This window comes from Pseudoalteromonas sp. R3 (genome assembly GCF_004014715.1).
In the GTDB taxonomy this organism is placed as follows: Bacteria; Pseudomonadota; Gammaproteobacteria; order Enterobacterales; family Alteromonadaceae; genus Pseudoalteromonas.
Map to the genome: position 1 here is coordinate 4259411 of NZ_CP034835.1, position 16409 is coordinate 4275819.

A 16409-nucleotide genomic window follows, 5' to 3' on the forward strand; every position below is an offset into this window, starting at 1 on the left:
CGACAAATCAGGAGGCACAGACATGAACGTATTCTTCAGAGACTTTTTTACTGACCCAGTGTTATTTCTCTCTTTCGGCATCTTGGGCGTGGTAATCGTACTGTGTTGTTTCTACGTCTACTACTTCATCAAGAAAGTACAAGAAGCAGAAGTACCTGAGTAACAGTCGACACTCTTTTATGTTATTCGAAACATGTTGTTAAAACGTTAAGCAATTAGTTCCCGTTCTAGAATTAAGCACGACGCACAAAGCACCTTATCAGCCCTGCTGGTCGGGTGCTTTTTATTATACCAATTTCACTTAATACCTGTTCAATTTGACGGAGCAAATATGACGCTAACGGCGTTAAAAATTTCTCATTTAGAACAACTAAATAGCAAAATTTTCGCCTCGCCTATATGGATGTAGGTGCCTCAGCGGTAGCAGGACGCGGGAGCGGTGTTATCGACCATATTTTCTCGCCCCAAAATAGAACACTTAATTAAGCAAATTGGTATTACCCGAACATTTTTTGGGTTATTTCCCCCAGTTTGATACACTGATCCCATTTCAGGCTCATCATACCAGTCTCGCCAATGTCGCGGACAACACAGGAACAAAACACGATGCCACTCTGGGTATGAGTTTGAGCTTCGCCGTTGCAGAGGTATTTACAGGAAATACGAACCACATGTTAAAGCCGTCAGAGTTAACCTTTCAACCCGCCTGGTGGATGCGCAACCGTCACCTGCAAACTATTTTGCCCCGCATGTTCAGACCAACCCTGAAAGTCGATGTGCGTTATGAGCACCTAGAAACACCCGATGATGACTTTTTAGAACTGGCCTGGGCCAATAAAGGGGATCAACAAGCCCCCTTGGTTGTAGTCCTGCATGGGCTGGAAGGCAACATCAATAGTTTCTACGCAAAGGGCTTGCTACGTGCTCTGAACGCAACGGGACTGGACGCCGTCCTGATGCACTTCCGCAACTGTTCACGAGAGGTGAATCGTCAGCCCAGAGCCTATCACAGCGGTGAAACGGGCGACCTCGACTTCCTGCTCCGTACTTTGAAGCAACGTTTTGCAGAACGTCCTTTATATGCGGTGGGATTTTCGCTTGGCGGTAATGTGCTGGCCAAATACCTGGGAGAGCAAGGTAATAACAGTCTACTGGATGGTGCCGCCGTGATCTCTGCGCCCTACCATTTGTCCTCTTCCTGTCAGGTGATCCGCAAAAGCTGTTTTAAGCTGTATCAAAAATACTTGCTGGATCGCATGAAGCGCTCGTTCGCCCGTAAGTTTGATCAGATAGAGCACGCCTTACAGATCGGCCGGGATGAGATAAAACAGATCCGCGATCTGTGGCAATTTGATGAGCGGATCACGGCGCCATTACACGGTTTTAAAGGTGCTGAAGATTACTATGCCAAGGCCAGTGCTCAACCCTATCTAAAACAGATAGCCACACCAACTTTGCTGATCCATGCGCAAGATGATCCCATGCTGTCGAGCCGTGCGGTGCCCACACAGGATCAGATCAGTGATCAGGTTACCCTGGCAGTCTCTCAGCGTGGTGGTCATGTCGGCTTTATTGCAGGCCGTAATCCTTTCAAGCCGATTTTCTGGCTTGAACAGATTGTACCGGCCTATTTGCATTCATTACTAACTCATCGGGTTTAAAAGAAACTATGATCATTCCATACCAACAACTGGACCCAACCACACTGAGCAACCTGATTGAACATTATGTGCTGCGTGAAGGCACCGACTATGGTGATAGTGAAATCAGTACAGAACGCAAGGTCGAACAGGTTCACGCTCAACTCAAATCGGGTGAAGCCTTACTGGTTTATTCAGAGCTACACGAGTCGGTGAATATTGTCTCAAAAGCTCAGTTCCAGGCCATGCAGACACAGGAATACGACTACGAATAAATGCGGTCAGCCAGCCTGGCTGACCGACAGAATGAATTGTAGATAAGCGCCAACTTGCTACAATCGACACACACTACAAAGAATAATAAGGTCAATCCATGAAGTTACCCGCTACACTCTGCGCACTGGCTTTAAGCCTGTCGAACGCTTATGCTAACGATATTCAGGCGTCTGAACGCGCCAAACACATCGCTAAGCAAAATATTCTGATCGATACTCACATCGACGTGCCCTATCGTATTCTGGAGCACTGGGAAGATGTAACTAAAGCTACCAAAAGCGGCGACTTCGACTACCCTCGCGCTGTGCAAGGCGGCCTGAATGCGCCGTTTATGTCGATTTATATCCCCGCTAATCTTGAGTTTGAAGGTAAAGGCAAGAGTTACCAGCTGGCAAACCAGCTGATCGACGGGATGGAAGCGTTGGCACAACGTGCGCCGGATAAATTCGCGATGGCCTACAACACCAAGGACATCTATCGCCATTTCCGCGAAAAGAAGATCTCTGTCGCGATGGGCATGGAGAACGGCTCACCGATTGAAGGTGACATGGCAAACCTGAAGCATTTCTTCGACCGGGGTGTGCGCTATATCACCCTGGCCCACTCGCAAAGTAACCATATTTCTGACTCGTCTTATGACATTCGTCGTAAATGGAAAGGCCTGAGCCCATTTGGCAAAGAGCTGGTAGTGGAAATGAACAAGATTGGCATGCTAATCGATGTGTCACATATTTCAGATGCTGCTTTCTATCAGGTGATGGAGTTGTCTAAAGTGCCCGTGATCGCCTCGCACTCTTCATTGCGTAAATACACCCCTGGTTTTGAACGTAATATGGATGACAAAATGCTGAAAGCGCTGAAAAAGAACGGTGGTGTTATTCAGATCAATTTTGGTTCCAGCTTTGTGACCAACAGCTCACGCGCTTGGTACGACCAACGTAATGAGGCAGAAGCACAGGCCACCAGTCAGGGCAAGAGTAAAACCGATTTCAGAGCGGCTTATCGGGCGAAAAACCCGTTTCCTTTCGCCACCCTAGAGCAAGTATTGGATCACATTGACCATGTGGTTAAGCTGATCGGTATCGACCATGTAGGCATTGGCTCGGACTATGACGGTGTTGGTGATTCATTACCTATCGGACTAAAAGACGTTTCGACATATCCGAACCTGGTTCAGGGGCTGCTAGATCGTAACTACACCGAAGGACAGATCAAGAAAATCCTGGGCGGTAACACCCTGCGTGTCTGGCGTCAGGCTGAAGAATACGCCAAACAGTTTTAATACTGTCTCTACTTTCCTATTTCGGAGGCTGCCCGGCAGCTTCCCGAATTAAACTCTCTCAGTTCAGACTCTACGATACGCGCCCTCAATTTTATACAAAATAACAACAACCACAAAACAGCTGTTTACAACTGTGCAATTAAAGTGCTAACTTCAACTCGCTAGAAAGGAATTTATTAACTCTAGCCAATGAAAATCAAATAATAATTTAGTTGTTTAGGGAAATGAAAATGAAACTATCACTACACAAGAAAAGCTTGAAAAAACTGAACGCATCTCAGGATCTTAATCGTAATGCAACACCGAATGTGGCTGGCGGCGATTATAACAACACGCTTACCTGCAGAACGCTATACCCTGGAGGTACTTGCCGTGATACTGTGGACTGTCCATCTGGTGGATGTAACCACTCGGATCTTATGAGCTGCAACAGAACAGATTACAGCTGTCTGTGTTAATGCAGGTCACAGGTCCTGACGCGTGTGTGTAAACACACGCATTTAAATACTCACCACACCGAACTTATACCAAGCCGAGGGCATGGAAAGACATTAACTGCCCAACCCACCACAGATTAGACATAAAATTATGCTGAATGTTACAAAGCTGGATTAATGAAGACAGGTCTTTGAAAACTGATTCGTGAAGAGTAAAACGACGATATTCGACGTTACCACATAAGGAAGTGAGTTTCGGAAGCCCTTTATTTATGGAGAGTGAACCGATGACCTTCGGCGTTACCACTCAGAAAGTGGTTGCGGGAGCCCTTAATTTATGAAGAGCGAACCGACGACCTTCGGCGTTACCACATAAGGAAGTGGTTGCGGGAGCCCTTAATTTATGAAGAGCGAACCGACGACCTTCGGCGTTACCACATAAGGAAGTGGTTGCGGGAGCCGGATTTGAACCGACGACCTTCGGGTTATGAGCCCGACGAGCTACCAGGCTGCTCCATCCCGCGCCTGTATTTTCAGTGTTTTACTTCTACTGAAAGAAGTTGGTAGTCAGATTTGAACCGACGACCTTCGACGTTACCACTCGGAAAGTGGTTGCGGAAGCCCTTGATTTATGAAGAGCGAACCGACGACCTTCGGCGTTACCACTCTGAAAGTGGTTGCGGAAGCCCTTAATTTATGAAGAGCGAACCGACGACCTTCGGCGTTACCACTCAGAAAGTGGTTGCGGGAGCCGGATTTGAACCGACGACCTTCGGGTTATGAGCCCGACGAGCTACCAGGCTGCTCCATCCCGCGCCTGTATTTTCAGTGTTTTACTTCTACTGAAAGAAGTTGGTAGTCAGATTTGAACCGACGACCTTCGGCGTTACCACTCAGAAAGTGGTTGCGGGAGCCGGATTTGAACCGACGACCTTCGGGTTATGAGCCCGACGAGCTACCAGGCTGCTCCATCCCGCGCCTGTATATTCAACATTTTACTTCTGTTGAGCGAAGTACCTAAAAAGCATTTAATGAGGCTTAATTTGCCCTAACTCTTTAAGAGGTCGCTATAATATAGAATTGATTTAATAATGCAAGGTATTAATCAAGAAAAGGGCGTCAACCGCTCAAAAAGCAGTCAAACCATGTTATTTTAACGCCCTTATATGACATTTATTATCTCAGCGACCAAATTGACGGTCAGGCTACTGTTCTCTCTGGTGTGGGTTAATCAGCTTCTGAAATTGCCAGTCTGGGTGACCCATCACAATAAAGTCGGGATTTTCTGTGCTTTCTCTTTGATTGTAGGTCAACGGATTAAATTCAGCATCGGTAATGCAGCCCCCCGCTTCTTCAACAATGACCTGAGATGCCCCAGTATCCCACTCCCCGGTTGGTCCGACACGCAAAAAGCAATCAGCCTTTCCTTCCGCCACAATGCACGCCTTGAGTGAACAGGAGCCCAGGGCCACAGTATCAAAATGGCTATTGAGATACTGGCTCACCGCTTCAATTTTTTGTCTGCGACTGACAGCCAGAGTAAGTGTCCCCTTAGGTGCTACCGAGATAGCTTCATCACGCCCTTGGCAGGTTCAACTTGGAAGTGCACCAACTTTTTCATTATAGATTTCAAATGGAGTTTTGTAATCAAGGCACCTCCTGGGCCTTGAGTTTAAATTATGCTCTATTTCTTGAATCTGTTTGTTGGTTACAGTTGAGAAATCAGTACCTTTGGGCAGATACCTTCGAATTAGGCTATTTATCTGCTCAACAGCTCCTTTTTCCCAACTATGGTAGGGCTGGCAAAAGTAAGAATCACACTGCAATGTCCCGTTTACCTTTATGTGCTGAGCATTTTCAGACCCATTATCATAAGTAATCGATTGAACAAATCCTGCGGGGTGTGAACTTAGGCGTTTTATTATTGCATTGCTTGTTACTAATGCACTCTTGGAGCTTAGCTTGGTTATATGCACTAGCCGTGTTGCTCTTTCTATGATGACATTCAGTGCCGATTTCTTGTGCTTAGATACTACGGAATCGCTCTCCCAGTGGCCTAATTGGGAGCGCTCATTTATAAATGTGGGCCGTTCCAGGATGCTTGTTTTCATTGAGCATTTTTTGCTATATCGACGTGATGGATACTTTTTTCTGCGCTTTTTGTGTTTTCTAGCCAAGCACGCTATGAGTTCAGGAGGCGAACTGTAAACGAACTGATAGATTGATTCATGGCACACATAGGGAGCTTCATTAGTAAGCTTGAGACGTCCTGATATAATCTGAGGGGACCAGCCTTTCCTGAGCTTATCTAACACATACAGCCGTGTCTCAGAAGTCTTCAGCTTTTCACGTTGAGCACGCTTACTCATCCTGGCCTTGTACATATCATGAGCTGGATTTGGATAGTATGTTGGCACGTAATAGTCATAGATATTCCTTTTGAGCTCTCTACTAATAGTGGAATGAGAGCGATTTAGTAAACGTGCAATTTCACGTATCGTTTTATCCTGATAGTGAGACCAATTAAAAATAAGCTTCCGCTCTTGATGACTCAAATGACAGTATTTTTGACCCATTTTGCACCTCCAAAATAGCTAACTTGAACTATAGTGGTGCACTTCAATTTAGAACATAGCCTTCCGTGCGCTTGAATGCCCCTCCCCTATGGGTAGCAAAATAGGTCACGCCCTTCGCCGGCCAGTGGATCACACCAAGTACTGGCTGGTTGTTTTCAACCAGGGCAATATTTACCGCAAAGTCGCCACTTTCCAGAATGAACTCCCCAGTGCCATCCATCGGGTCCAGCAGCCAATAACGCTGCCAGTGTTGACGGCTTTCAAGCGGTGGAATGGGGGTTTCTTCGGACATAATCGGCACATCCGGGGCCAGCGCTTGCAGCCCCGCAGTCAGCACTTCATTGGCAGCCAGATCCGCGGCGGTCACCGGTGTATGATCAGACTTTTCCCGTGCACCTATGTCGTCTTGCTGATAGATGGCCATAATCGCCTGCCCGGCCTGTTCAGCCAGGGTGATACAGGGCTCTAAATATGACTGCATTAAGCCTCCGTTGTCAGGTACTGTTGTAGTAATAACAGCGCGGCGACACTACGGGCTTCGGTAAAGTCGGGCTGACTCAGTAACGCTTGCCACTGTGCCAGGGGCCATTTCACTACCACCAGCGGTTCAGGTTCATCACCGGCCAGTTGCTCCGGATATAAATCCTGCGCCACCAAAATGTGCATTCTGGCGTTAAAATAGCTGGGTGCAAGTGATAAGGTTTTTAAATCACAAAACTGCCGAGCGCCAAAGCCAACTTCTTCTTTTAACTCACGGTTTCCCGCTTCAATCGGGGTCTCACCCGGATCAATCAGCCCTTTTGGAAAACCTAGCTGATAATCATGCGTCCCCGCGCAATATTCTCTTACTAATAGTAGCTCATTTTCAGCCGATATGGGCACTATCATCACAGCCCCACGGCCGCCGCCACGAACACGCTCATACTCACGGCGCTCACCATTGGAAAATGACAGCGACAGGGATTCAACTGTAAAGAGCTTACTTTTTGCGACAACCTCAGAGGCTAATATCTCAGGGGGAATTGGGTGCTTTTTCTGTGACATAGAGATTATTTTGCTATCATGGCGATTAACTTCATCATAAAGCCTTTACAGGTAAATGCCTATGCTAAATTGGTCAAAGATCGATACTGTGTTGCTGGATATGGACGGCACCTTGCTCGACCTGCATTTTGATAATCACTTTTGGCTCGACGTGATCCCTAAAGCCCATGCAGTCAAACAAGGCCTGACACTGGAACAAGCCCGTGCCGATATCCTTGCGCGCTACGAAGCCGTTATGGGGCAAATTGAATGGTATTGCCTGGATTACTGGCAGCAACAGCTGCAGTTACCGATCATGGAGCTTAAACGCGAGATCCAACATTTGATTTCTATCCGCGAAGACGTGCCTGAATTTTTGCAAGCGATGAAAGATGCGGGAAAGGAGCTGATTTTATTAACCAATGCACATCCCGACAGTTTGAGCCTAAAAATCGAACGAACGCAGTTTGATCAGTATCTGGATAAGCTCGTTTCGACGCATAGCTACGGTGTCAGCAAGGAAAGCCAGCAACTATGGCAACAGGTTCAGGCGGATCTGGGGTTTGATAAAAGTCGTACCTTATTTGTCGATGACAGCCTGGCGGTATTAGCTGCCGCAAAAGAGTATGGCATTGGACACCTGCTGGCCATCGCGAATCCGGATAGTCAGCAACCTAATAAAGAGATCACTGATTATCCAGCCATTTGCGACTACCGCACGTTACTGCCTATCAGCTGATCAACCAGGGTAGCGTGCTTGCAAGCCCTGATAAACAAGCTTTGCAAAGTCTGGATGTTCAGTATCCAGGCTTTTCACCACTTCGACCAGGTGCTCATTGTCTTCTTTGCCGTGCCATTGTTTGATATAGCTGCCATCTTTATAACCATGATCCTGACGGAAGAAGTTCAAGGTATTTTTACCCACGTAACCACGATATAGATCATCTACAGTCATGCCAATTTGCTGCATACAACCAGCAAAGGCTGCCGCATTGAAAGTTTTATCGGCCACTGCCGAGGCAGCGAGCACTTCCAGCGTCGCCTTAAAGTCTTCGGCATACAAAGGTTGCGCGAGTTCGTTATCCAGCTGTGACGCCAATGCCTCATAGGATGTCTCGCCATCAATGCGCAAAGATAAGCCAAAGTGAAAGATATCAACCAGCTCCAGGATCACTTGCTCGGTATCCGGCGTCTGTTTTTTCCACCATTTCCAGCCGTAGTGATCCAGCATTTCTGCACACTCAACCCAGATGGCGCGGTACCATTCAAACCCCTGGCTGAACCATTGCTCATGCACTTTGGTATTCATAGCGTTTTGCATTTCCAGCATTACAACCAGCTTCGCACTATTTGCAGACATATTTGCGCTCTCACTCTCACTATTCAGTCAAAGCGCTATGATACCCACACAGTGGCGCAAATACCATGATGAAAGCTTTTTCGTGCTGTGCCGTTCTATTAGAGGTCATAAACATATTTTTGAGGTTTTATATGCGCTCTATACTTGTTGCGATAACGCTTTCCGTTACCCAGTTTCTGTCTTTCTCAGCCTCTGCCGCTGAAGCGACGAATATCAGTGAGCACCCAGAGCAGGTCGCTCCTTTATTGCCTGGGATAATGGCTCCGACTTTAACCCTGCAGGACAACAACGCCAAAGCTGTGGATTTAGGAAAACTGTATCAAGACAAGACTACGGTATTGGTGGTTTATCGCGGTGGCTGGTGCCCCTACTGCTCACGTCAGCTGGCTGGATTGCAGAAAATTGAAAAACAGATTGTTGAACTGGGCGCGCAGATAGTGGCGGTTTCACCAGACAGCCCACAGGCTCTCAGCAAAACTAATATCAGCTCTCCCAACTATCGATTGCTCTCTGACGATCAACTGGCGTTAACTCAGGCCCTGGGACTGGCTTATTTCCTGGATGACAAAACGGCTAAGGCCTATCGTGACCGCATGGGTGTTCAGTTTGTGGATCTGGATGGCAAAAACAGAGTGGCATTGCCTGTACCCGCTGTGTTTGTGATTGATAAGGCAGGCCTGGTACAGTTCCAGTACGCCAACCCCAATTACAAAGTACGTTTGGAAGAAAGTGTGCTGCTGGCCGCAGTCCGTGCCGCCAATAATCTAAAATAATATCCAGCGGGCCCGAGCCAGGCCCGCCGTTGATTACCTGTTTTCCAGTCGGTTATAGTCAAACAACCCGTATTCTACACCTCGGGTTTCGCGGGCAATACGATGCAGTAAATCGCTGTATTGCCAAAACTGCGGATGAGTTCTGCGGATCCCGAAGGTCGCTTTCAGCGTTCGGTAATCTGATTCGGTGCGCACATCACTAAGCTGCTGCACGAAGGCGTCAATATGCGCCTGATTAGGAAGGTGCCAGATAGCCTCCGGGTAGTCACCGATAAACCCAGGGACTAAGGTCGCGGTATCTTCCTGATAGGCACGCTGCCCTTCTTCATTCAACAAGCTCGAAATATTAAAGTGCGCATTGTGGTGGATCAACGTATAGGGCTGATGCACACCTTTGTCATCGACAGCCAGAATAAATGACACCTGCGGCAACAGGTTGATCGCCTCCACTGGCAATTCATTGAGTGGCTGAAGCGCAGTTGGCACTGTCGTGTAGTCATACGCTTCATTCAACACTGGTTTCAGGTGTGCTTTTAACATGTCATACAGCTCGGCCTGCGGATCGTCGCTTTGGTAGCGGATCCCAGACGGAGCGCCCAGTAAGGACTTGCGATTGATAAATTCACTGAGACTCAGATGCGACTTGCGATACCAGTGCTGCTTAATGCGCTGACGATGACTTAGTGGTAACAAATTAAGAAAATTTTGCTCTCCCTCAAGGCGTAAAAAGTCCATATATAGCCGGGTCACCAGCTGATGGCCGATGTTGCCATATACATCGAACCCTGCAACCAGCAGATAATGGATCCGCTCAAACAGAGCATAATCCAGCACCCAGGTGGTTTTAGGTGCCTGACCGATAAACCCTTTTACCACTGTGGCACTGTCAAAATGGCGGAAAATAGTCAGGGCTGCATTCTGATTGTACCCATCACCTTGCCAGATCAGATTCATATTGAGTCGCTTGCCATCTGCAAACACCTGGTTGGCTAAAGCCGTTTTAGCTTCAAGATAGTCATGCTGACGCTTGGCATATTTCGCCCAGCTTGATAAAGGCAGCACATTACTTTGCTCAGCAGCAGGCAAGATAAGGTCGTCGTCATGTCGGGTCAATAACTGCTCTACGGCCGGCGAGGCATTTTTCTCGGGGTCGACAAAGGCGACCCAGAAATGGTCATTGATCACGTTCAGCGCTATCTGGCCGCGACACACCGGGCCCTTAATGAAGCCTTTAACGATCAGCTCAGCCTCATCGAGCATAAACTGATAACGTGACTTGACGGGGATTGCCGCAAATACCTTAAAGGGATTGGCAGCCAGCTTAGGCGCATAACCTGGTAACTTTGCTACCTCATATTCACTATGGATAAACTGAGCCTGTAAGCGGGCTAGTTTATCGTCATTCAGTGCCAGTGGCATATGAGTTTTAGATAAAATGGAGCTGCGCACCTGCATCAACCTGTAGTAGACCCGTGAGACTTTAGGGTCATCGAATGGCCTGACCGTTGCAATCAGCTCAATGGGTTCCCCTGGGGGCGTCTTTGAACGCACCAGAGTAAAAAACGAAGGCGCATCCAGACGATTAAAGTAGATGTGTGCCAGATACCAGTGTTCGTAAATATAACGGGCAGCAAGACGGGTTTTATTGTCATCCTGATTTAAGAAGCTTTCCCACTTCGCAACGTTCTCCTGCTCTGCGTCACTGGGTGGCGCAATCTGACTCATAGGTGAGCCTTGCTTGATCCACTCTGAAAGCTGGGCAAATTCACTGTTGGTCAGCGCAGGCAAGCCATAAGGCATGCCTGCGTGGGGTTGCTCCTGAGCATACTCAGGGTACTCGTCCATGGTCGGGCAGGTTTGTGCCCTGTCCAATGAAAAATCGTAGTGATCCGGCAATAGCCCTTGCTGGGCAAATGGCTGAGTCTGTTTGAGCAATAAACTGTTGTACAACACACTGCCGTTGAGGTTGGCATACTCTGTTTGCACACGTTCATTAAGAATGGGCGTAAAGCCCTTGTCGCGCCACTGGGCCGTGGTTTGCGCATCAAACAGCAAACGGGTTGGTGACTCGGCCAGCAGACGAGTGCCATCGTATACACGAGTTTTACTTACTCCCCGATCAATACCCTCAGGTGAACTCAGCTTGAGCTGGCAGGGGGCATCGTAGCAACCATGGCAAACCACACACCTCGTATCCAGTATCGGTTTTATGTCGCTCAGATAAGTGGCGCCCTGTTGCGCTGATTGGGGTTGCATGCGCTGCTGTGTTTGCTGAGGTCCAAACAGGTCGTCGTAGTGGTTGACACCCAATGCCACGCAACCACTTAATAAGGTGACTATGCCAACCAATATCCAGCCGGAACTACGCATTATGCGCCCTCTTCGTCATCTTCATCATCCAGCCCCAGGTCGAACGTGGGCATCATTTCCATGGGCGGAGAGACAAACATCGCCTGACTTTCGCAACTTAATACGGCACTCAGCACCGGACCATGGTTGAGTAGCAGCTGCGCTTGATGCCCATGGCTTAAAACCTCAGCCACTTGTTGCTCAATATTGCTGATCTGATAACTCTCAAGTGGAATACTGACACTTTGCTCAGGCGCTGGGTTCTGGCACAAATTCGCCAAAAGGTTAGCATCCAGAATGACTTCTAATGTCAAGTCTGGTTGCTCCATATCTCGCTCGGCCAGATTATCGTCCAGTCTAAATAAAGGCAGGTTTAGTGGGGTGTTTTCTTGAAGTTCCATGAAAGTTAGCTCATTTATGCAAATACCTGCGGCAAGTTTAGCACAACTTGCTAATCAAAGATGTCCCGCTTACCAGGGCAGGCGATCACCATTTGAGTGCCAGAATCCCCCACTGGTCTCGAGCGTCAGCTCATCAATGCGCTTAACCAGGCGTTGCGCCGCTTCCAAAGGCGAGATATCACCGGCATAGTTGACCATTTCAGTTTGCACAAACCCGGGGTGGAGCAACGCCACCGCAACTCCTCGGGGTTTTAGCTCATGTGCCAGGCTTACACCAGCCGCATTTAAGGCCGCCTTAGACATACGGTAGCCAATATAAGCCCCCGAACCATTGTCTTCAATAGAGCCCATACGACTGGTGATCATTGCCACTTTACTTCCTTCAAGCAGATTGCCCTGCAACGCATGCGTTACCCGAACCGGTGCAACGGCATTGACCATAAGTTGCTGCTCCAGCGCTGCAAAATCCATTTGGGCAAGTGATTCATTACGGAAAATACCTGCATTATTAATCAGAATATCTATCCTCTGACCAGCAAGCGCAGCCGATAAAGTCTCGATATCTTCCGGCACGCTAACATCAATACCGTCAATAACGGTAACATCTAAAGACTGTAATACTTCGGAGCTACGGCGTACTACCGCCGTGACCCGATCGCCGACAGCTAAGTAGTGTCGGCATAATTCCAGGCCAATCCCGCGATTAGCCCCAGTGATCACCACATGTTTTGACATACCTTCCTCCTCATTTGGGTATCTGCACACATTGGTATGATGACTATTCTATAGATTACAACGGATACTTTCAGCCATATCAGGTTCTGCTACTTTTAAAGAATGCCATTTAAAGGAGTACACTCTTGCCAAACTACCTGCTCATGCTTACTCTGCTGTGGCTGCCTTTGGCACAAGCAAGCGCCTATCGTATTAATGTCAGTGAGGCCCTGTCATACAGCCTGGGGCAACAACAAATTACCGCAATGTTCACAGCGATATATGCCCCCGTGGGTATTCGCCCCGAGTTTGAATTTCTGCCCAGTGAACGAGGCTTGCAGCTGGTGAACGATGGAAAACTGGATGCAGAAGCCGGGCGTGTTGGATTAGTTGGTGCGCGTTATTCGAATTTAATTGCTGTGCCTGCACCGCTAAGTGAACTCAGACTCATGCTACTATGCACGGCGCCAAAGTTCTGTGAATTGTCTGCTGAAACCGACTTGGCGATTATCTCCGGCAACTTAATTACCGCATGGTATTGCGAGCAACACCAGCTCAACTGCAATCCTGTGCAAAACAATATTTCTGCCTATCAGGCTCTGAGCCGTGGTCGCGTCAATCGCATCCTGGTTACCAATAAGTATGCCCTGGGTTCATTGTGTGAGTCTGGCTTGTCGACTCTGTATAGTAAAGTCGCCGATAAGAGTACCTTTACTGTGTACCACTACGTTCACAAAAAACACCATGCTTTGGTAGCAAAACTCAGTGCTCATATTACAGCCATCAGAAAAAGCGGACAGCTCAAACGCTACGTCTCGCGACTGCAAAATGCCTTTGCTCACTGCCAGGGGCAACTTATCTCACTGGACTAATGCCCGAATACCAGAGGTGCTCGGGCCACTGCTAGTTAGGGCTCAATATCATGCATAACAGACTGAATAATAGAAAAAACCGCTCCCTGAGGATCCGTGATCACTGCAAAGCGGCCAACCTGGGGATATCTGTTGGTGGTACACACACTTGCCCACCCAGCGCTCGGGCCTTCTCAGCCATGGCGTCGCAGTCCAGCACAGCAAAGTAGGTCATCCAGTGCGCAGGGATTTCTTCTCCCCATTCCTCGGTCATCTGCAACATGCCTGCAACCACCGTATCGCGCGCGCTAAACAACACATAGTCCATCCCTTCCATAGGTTTATCTTGCGCCTGCCACCCTAACAATGCGCTGTAAAACGCCCTGCTTTTTTGACAATTACGTGTTGCTAACTCATGCCAATAGGGCACATTGGCTTCCAGTTCACGTTTACAACCAATATGCTCCATGGCTTGCCAAAGCGCGAAGTGCGCCCCTTCGGCAGGCTCCTGCAGCATCACCATCCTGCCAGCAGAAGGCACATCATGGGGACCCGCAATGATCTCTGCACCAAGTGCAACGGCTCGTTCAGCCATTTCATCCACGTTGTCCACCGCAATATAACTAAGCCACTGACTTTGCGCACCCGCTTCTTTTTGTTGCGGCATCATCTGATACATAGCAGCAATATCATCATCGTGCTTTTGCAGCATGGTGTAATACGCGCCTTCACCAATTGGCTGGTCATCAAAGCCCCAGTCGAACAGCTGTGTATAAAAAGCTTTTGCCTCCTGCCAGTTGCTCGAACACAATTCAGCCCAGCAGAAGACGCCAATCCTGTTATGGGAAATTAATGCCATAGGTATATCCATTAAAAAAACTAGTCACCGGTTAAGTGAAGCACTGGATACACAATAGAGCAACAATAAAGTCATCTCACGATTAGTAGTGCTGAACGAACTGAATACCCACCTCATGGTTTTCGAACGCATTACTGCGCTCTAGCTTATAAGACAAGTTGATCATGCTGTCCTGTGTCTTAAACCAGCTAAAGGAAGTATTTAGATAGTTACTGCGACTTGCCCGGGAAACGGCACCACTGGTTGTACCGAGCTCCATCGTAAACTTACTGTCAATCAATACATCAGCAGTCAATCCTGCTGTGGCTTTGATATAACCTCGTGTATGGCGCACATCCGATGTTAAACCACCACCCAACATCCAGTAACCCAATACATCCCGATGTAACCGATACGATTTGCCGGCAAGACCTGAGAGTTCAAGCAACGACTCTTCTTCTAGCTGGTGTGTTTTATGCGGCCGATAACCAAAGTAAACTTCCGATGATAATTGTGAAAAGGCCGGCAAAGAGGCTGCCAGCGAACGCGCTTTGTACAACGTTAACTCGTCCAGACTAAAGCTTTGCGCATCAACATCATAAGCCAGTACGGTATAACCCATTTGCAACTCGGATTCAGACAAGTACTGACGGGTATCACTCTGTAAAAAGTGGCCTGCCGGCAACCAACCTAATTTCACTACATCATGACCGTTTCTTTGTCTGGCATAACGCAGATCGAAAGATGAATCTTGAGGCGCTTTAGTCGGCATCTTATGATGCATGAGATTCAGCCGGTGTTGTTCGACTTCTTCAAGAAGCTGTTCATAAGCAGTCCCTGTAAGTTCAGGTCCAGAAATGTACTTAAACGACTTCGTCAGATACTCTTTTTCAAGGGGGGAGAGTGGCATTTGGGCCATTCCCGCTGGATTTTTTTCCAGCAACCTATCCAACCTGGCAAGGTTAGGAGCAGGTAACTCATCGGAAATGGCATGCACAAGCCATAAGTCGGATGCATCGACATTAATTGTATCCACTTGTTGGTGCTTTTTAGCCGCTTTGACGACATCGAGCGGTGACACAATGCCGCCTTTTTCAGCAAGGATATCATTGTTCAGCAGTGCCAGCAGTTCAAGTGTCATGGTGGCGCAATTGTACGACTGGAAATAATACACTAGCTCTTTGCCCTTAAGCTCCCACAAATGCAATTGGAGTAGAGATAGTTTTTCAGCTTCTGCTTTAAGTTTATACTGCCACAAACTGCGCTGTTCAATATCGCGGTACTTAATCAAATCTTTTGCAAAAGGGCGCACTGAGAAGAAACCGGGCATACCAGTATAAGTACTCTCAACCAGCAGTTTAAATGGATTGAACGTGGTAATTTCTGTGAAATAAGCCAAAGAGTGAGCAACATCCGTTCCTTTGTAGTTTTTACCCTCAGCTTTGAAAAAAATATGCCCCATCATACTAGATGCAGACGTCACGACTTCTGAAGCAAAGACCAGGGTCAATGAGTCGAAAGGAACATAATCCAGAAATTGCTTTAACTCTGGGCAATGTTGTAATGCATCAGCAGGGAGCATACGTCCGGTGGTTTGCGATATCAAAGTCACACGTGCAGGAAACAGACAGTAGGCCCTATTGATGTCCTCATCCATCAGTAGCAACGTTTTATTTAATTCTGCTTTTGCTGAAAAGTGGTCAGATTGAGAGGATAGGATGAAATGTGGGTCTGTTATCTGAGGCACACCATTACTGTCAAGATGTAGTAGCAGATGCCACTGTTTTGAATTGGCAAGATGCTCCAGTGCCTCCGTGGTATTCGCAACAGCCGGGGCAGAGAATAAAAAAAAAGCTGTTATAAAACAGCTTATTATTTGTTTCATACTT

15 protein-coding genes, 3 tRNA genes and 3 pseudogenes are annotated in these 16409 nt (G+C 47.7%); 8 read left to right on the top strand and 13 right to left on the bottom strand.

Annotation, left to right across the window (positions count from 1 at the left end; translation table 11 throughout):
- Nucleotides 1-22: 22 nt before the first annotated feature.
- The 5 genes from ELR70_RS23750 (at nt 23) to ELR70_RS25785 (ending at nt 3621) form a co-directional block, all read left to right on the top strand.
- Complete coding sequence (locus ELR70_RS23750; RefSeq protein ID WP_010386996.1) at nt 23-163, top strand: DUF3149 domain-containing protein; 141 nt, start codon at nt 23-25, stop codon at nt 161-163.
- A gap of 508 nt (nt 164-671) precedes the next feature.
- On the top strand, nt 672-1661 hold the full coding sequence (locus ELR70_RS23755; RefSeq protein ID WP_054017645.1) for a hydrolase: 990 nt from the start codon (nt 672-674) through the stop codon (nt 1659-1661).
- 8 nt (nt 1662-1669) lie between these two features.
- Entirely contained in the window at nt 1670-1915 is a 246-nt protein-coding gene (locus tag ELR70_RS23760; RefSeq protein WP_054017642.1) for a YheU family protein, read from the top strand.
- A 98-nt stretch (nt 1916-2013) separates the two neighbouring features.
- Nucleotides 2014-3198: a dipeptidase gene (locus tag ELR70_RS23765; protein WP_054017643.1), complete on the top strand. Its 1185-nt coding sequence runs from the start codon at nt 2014-2016 to the stop codon at nt 3196-3198.
- Between the two features lie 294 nt (nt 3199-3492).
- Nucleotides 3493-3621, top strand: coding sequence for a hypothetical protein (locus ELR70_RS25785; RefSeq protein WP_268795184.1), 129 nt, complete (start codon nt 3493-3495; stop codon nt 3619-3621).
- A 461-nt stretch (nt 3622-4082) separates the two neighbouring features.
- Here ELR70_RS25785 and ELR70_RS23770 read toward each other — a convergent pair.
- From ELR70_RS23770 to nudE, 7 genes and pseudogenes are all read right to left on the bottom strand, one after another.
- Nucleotides 4083-4159: transfer RNA gene (locus ELR70_RS23770), tRNA-Met, on the bottom strand.
- Between the two features lie 215 nt (nt 4160-4374).
- Nucleotides 4375-4451: transfer RNA gene (locus ELR70_RS23775), tRNA-Met, on the bottom strand.
- Between the two features lie 85 nt (nt 4452-4536).
- Nucleotides 4537-4613 (bottom strand) — tRNA-Met (locus ELR70_RS23780).
- 227 nt (nt 4614-4840) lie between these two features.
- A pseudogene (locus ELR70_RS23785) lies at nt 4841-5212 on the bottom strand (inositol monophosphatase family protein); the annotation flags it as partial.
- Between the two features lie 15 nt (nt 5213-5227).
- Nucleotides 5228-6211: an IS30 family transposase gene (locus tag ELR70_RS23790; RefSeq protein WP_054016738.1), complete on the bottom strand. Its 984-nt coding sequence runs from the start codon at nt 6209-6211 to the stop codon at nt 5228-5230.
- Nucleotides 6212-6278: 67 nt separating this feature from the next.
- Nucleotides 6279-6692 (bottom strand): annotated as a pseudogene (locus ELR70_RS23795) (inositol monophosphatase family protein); the annotation flags it as partial.
- Nucleotides 6692-7255 carry an ADP compounds hydrolase NudE gene (gene nudE / locus ELR70_RS23800; RefSeq protein ID WP_054017716.1) on the bottom strand — a complete coding sequence of 188 codons (564 nt, stop codon included), beginning with the start codon at nt 7253-7255 and terminating at the stop codon, nt 6692-6694. The gene nudE and the pseudogene ELR70_RS23795, both read right to left, overlap by 1 nt.
- A 61-nt stretch (nt 7256-7316) precedes the next feature.
- Between nudE and yrfG the strand changes: the two genes are divergently transcribed.
- On the top strand, nt 7317-7973 hold the full coding sequence (yrfG, locus tag ELR70_RS23805) for a GMP/IMP nucleotidase (protein WP_054017717.1): 657 nt from the start codon (nt 7317-7319) through the stop codon (nt 7971-7973).
- Here yrfG and ELR70_RS23810 read toward each other — a convergent pair whose 3' ends face one another.
- Complete coding sequence (locus ELR70_RS23810; RefSeq protein ID WP_054017718.1) at nt 7974-8594, bottom strand: dUTP diphosphatase; 621 nt, start codon at nt 8592-8594, stop codon at nt 7974-7976. It lies immediately after the preceding gene.
- A 131-nt stretch (nt 8595-8725) separates the two neighbouring features.
- Between ELR70_RS23810 and ELR70_RS23815 the strand changes: the two genes are divergently transcribed.
- Nucleotides 8726-9367 carry a peroxiredoxin-like family protein gene (locus ELR70_RS23815; RefSeq protein WP_054017719.1) on the top strand — a complete coding sequence of 214 codons (642 nt, stop codon included), beginning with the start codon at nt 8726-8728 and terminating at the stop codon, nt 9365-9367.
- Nucleotides 9368-9400: 33 nt separating this feature from the next.
- On the opposite strand, the gene ELR70_RS23820 is transcribed toward ELR70_RS23815, so the two are convergent.
- The 3 genes from ELR70_RS23820 to ELR70_RS23830 form a co-directional block, all read right to left on the bottom strand.
- Nucleotides 9401-11737, bottom strand: coding sequence for a fatty acid cis/trans isomerase (locus ELR70_RS23820; protein ID WP_054017720.1), 2337 nt, complete (start codon nt 11735-11737; stop codon nt 9401-9403).
- Nucleotides 11737-12117 (bottom strand): hypothetical protein, encoded by a 381-nt coding sequence (locus ELR70_RS23825; RefSeq protein ID WP_054017721.1) that lies wholly within the window; start codon nt 12115-12117, stop codon nt 11737-11739. Before ELR70_RS23825 ends, ELR70_RS23820 begins: the two co-directional genes overlap by 1 nt.
- Nucleotides 12118-12186: 69 nt before the next feature.
- Complete coding sequence (locus ELR70_RS23830) at nt 12187-12852, bottom strand: SDR family oxidoreductase (protein ID WP_054017722.1); 666 nt, start codon at nt 12850-12852, stop codon at nt 12187-12189.
- A 125-nt stretch (nt 12853-12977) separates the two neighbouring features.
- Here ELR70_RS23830 and ELR70_RS23835 point away from each other — a divergent pair, with 125 nt between their 5' ends.
- Nucleotides 12978-13703 carry a transporter substrate-binding domain-containing protein gene (locus ELR70_RS23835; protein ID WP_128064742.1) on the top strand — a complete coding sequence of 242 codons (726 nt, stop codon included), beginning with the start codon at nt 12978-12980 and terminating at the stop codon, nt 13701-13703.
- Nucleotides 13704-13738: 35 nt separating this feature from the next.
- Here ELR70_RS23835 and ELR70_RS23840 read toward each other — a convergent pair.
- Nucleotides 13739-14541 (bottom strand): annotated as a pseudogene (locus ELR70_RS23840) (VOC family protein).
- Between the two features lie 82 nt (nt 14542-14623).
- On the bottom strand, nt 14624-16405 hold the full coding sequence (locus tag ELR70_RS23845; protein WP_054017725.1) for a DUF4105 domain-containing protein: 1782 nt from the start codon (nt 16403-16405) through the stop codon (nt 14624-14626).
- Nucleotides 16406-16409: the final 4 nt, after the last annotated feature.

Bases quoted from the DNA above. Each gene is read 5' to 3' on its own strand.
- ELR70_RS23830 (WP_054017722.1), bottom strand. From the start codon at position 12,852: ATGTCAAAACATGTGGTGATCACTGGGGCTAATCGCGGGATTGGCCTG.
- ELR70_RS23750 (WP_010386996.1), top strand. From the start codon at position 23: ATGAACGTATTCTTCAGAGACTTTTTTACTGACCCAGTGTTATTTCTC.
- ELR70_RS23760 (WP_054017642.1), top strand. From the start codon at position 1,670: ATGATCATTCCATACCAACAACTGGACCCAACCACACTGAGCAACCTG.
- ELR70_RS23845 (WP_054017725.1), bottom strand. From the start codon at position 16,405: ATGAAACAAATAATAAGCTGTTTTATAACAGCTTTTTTTTTATTCTCT.
- ELR70_RS23765 (WP_054017643.1), top strand. From the start codon at position 2,014: ATGAAGTTACCCGCTACACTCTGCGCACTGGCTTTAAGCCTGTCGAAC.
- ELR70_RS23790 (WP_054016738.1), bottom strand. From the start codon at position 6,211: ATGGGTCAAAAATACTGTCATTTGAGTCATCAAGAGCGGAAGCTTATT.
- ELR70_RS23810 (WP_054017718.1), bottom strand. From the start codon at position 8,594: ATGTCTGCAAATAGTGCGAAGCTGGTTGTAATGCTGGAAATGCAAAAC.
- yrfG (WP_054017717.1), top strand. From the start codon at position 7,317: ATGCTAAATTGGTCAAAGATCGATACTGTGTTGCTGGATATGGACGGC.
- ELR70_RS25785 (WP_268795184.1), top strand. From the start codon at position 3,493: ATGCAACACCGAATGTGGCTGGCGGCGATTATAACAACACGCTTACCT.
- ELR70_RS23815 (WP_054017719.1), top strand. From the start codon at position 8,726: ATGCGCTCTATACTTGTTGCGATAACGCTTTCCGTTACCCAGTTTCTG.
- ELR70_RS23755 (WP_054017645.1), top strand. From the start codon at position 672: ATGTTAAAGCCGTCAGAGTTAACCTTTCAACCCGCCTGGTGGATGCGC.
- ELR70_RS23825 (WP_054017721.1), bottom strand. From the start codon at position 12,117: ATGGAACTTCAAGAAAACACCCCACTAAACCTGCCTTTATTTAGACTG.
- ELR70_RS23820 (WP_054017720.1), bottom strand. From the start codon at position 11,737: ATGCGTAGTTCCGGCTGGATATTGGTTGGCATAGTCACCTTATTAAGT.
- nudE (WP_054017716.1), bottom strand. From the start codon at position 7,255: ATGTCACAGAAAAAGCACCCAATTCCCCCTGAGATATTAGCCTCTGAG.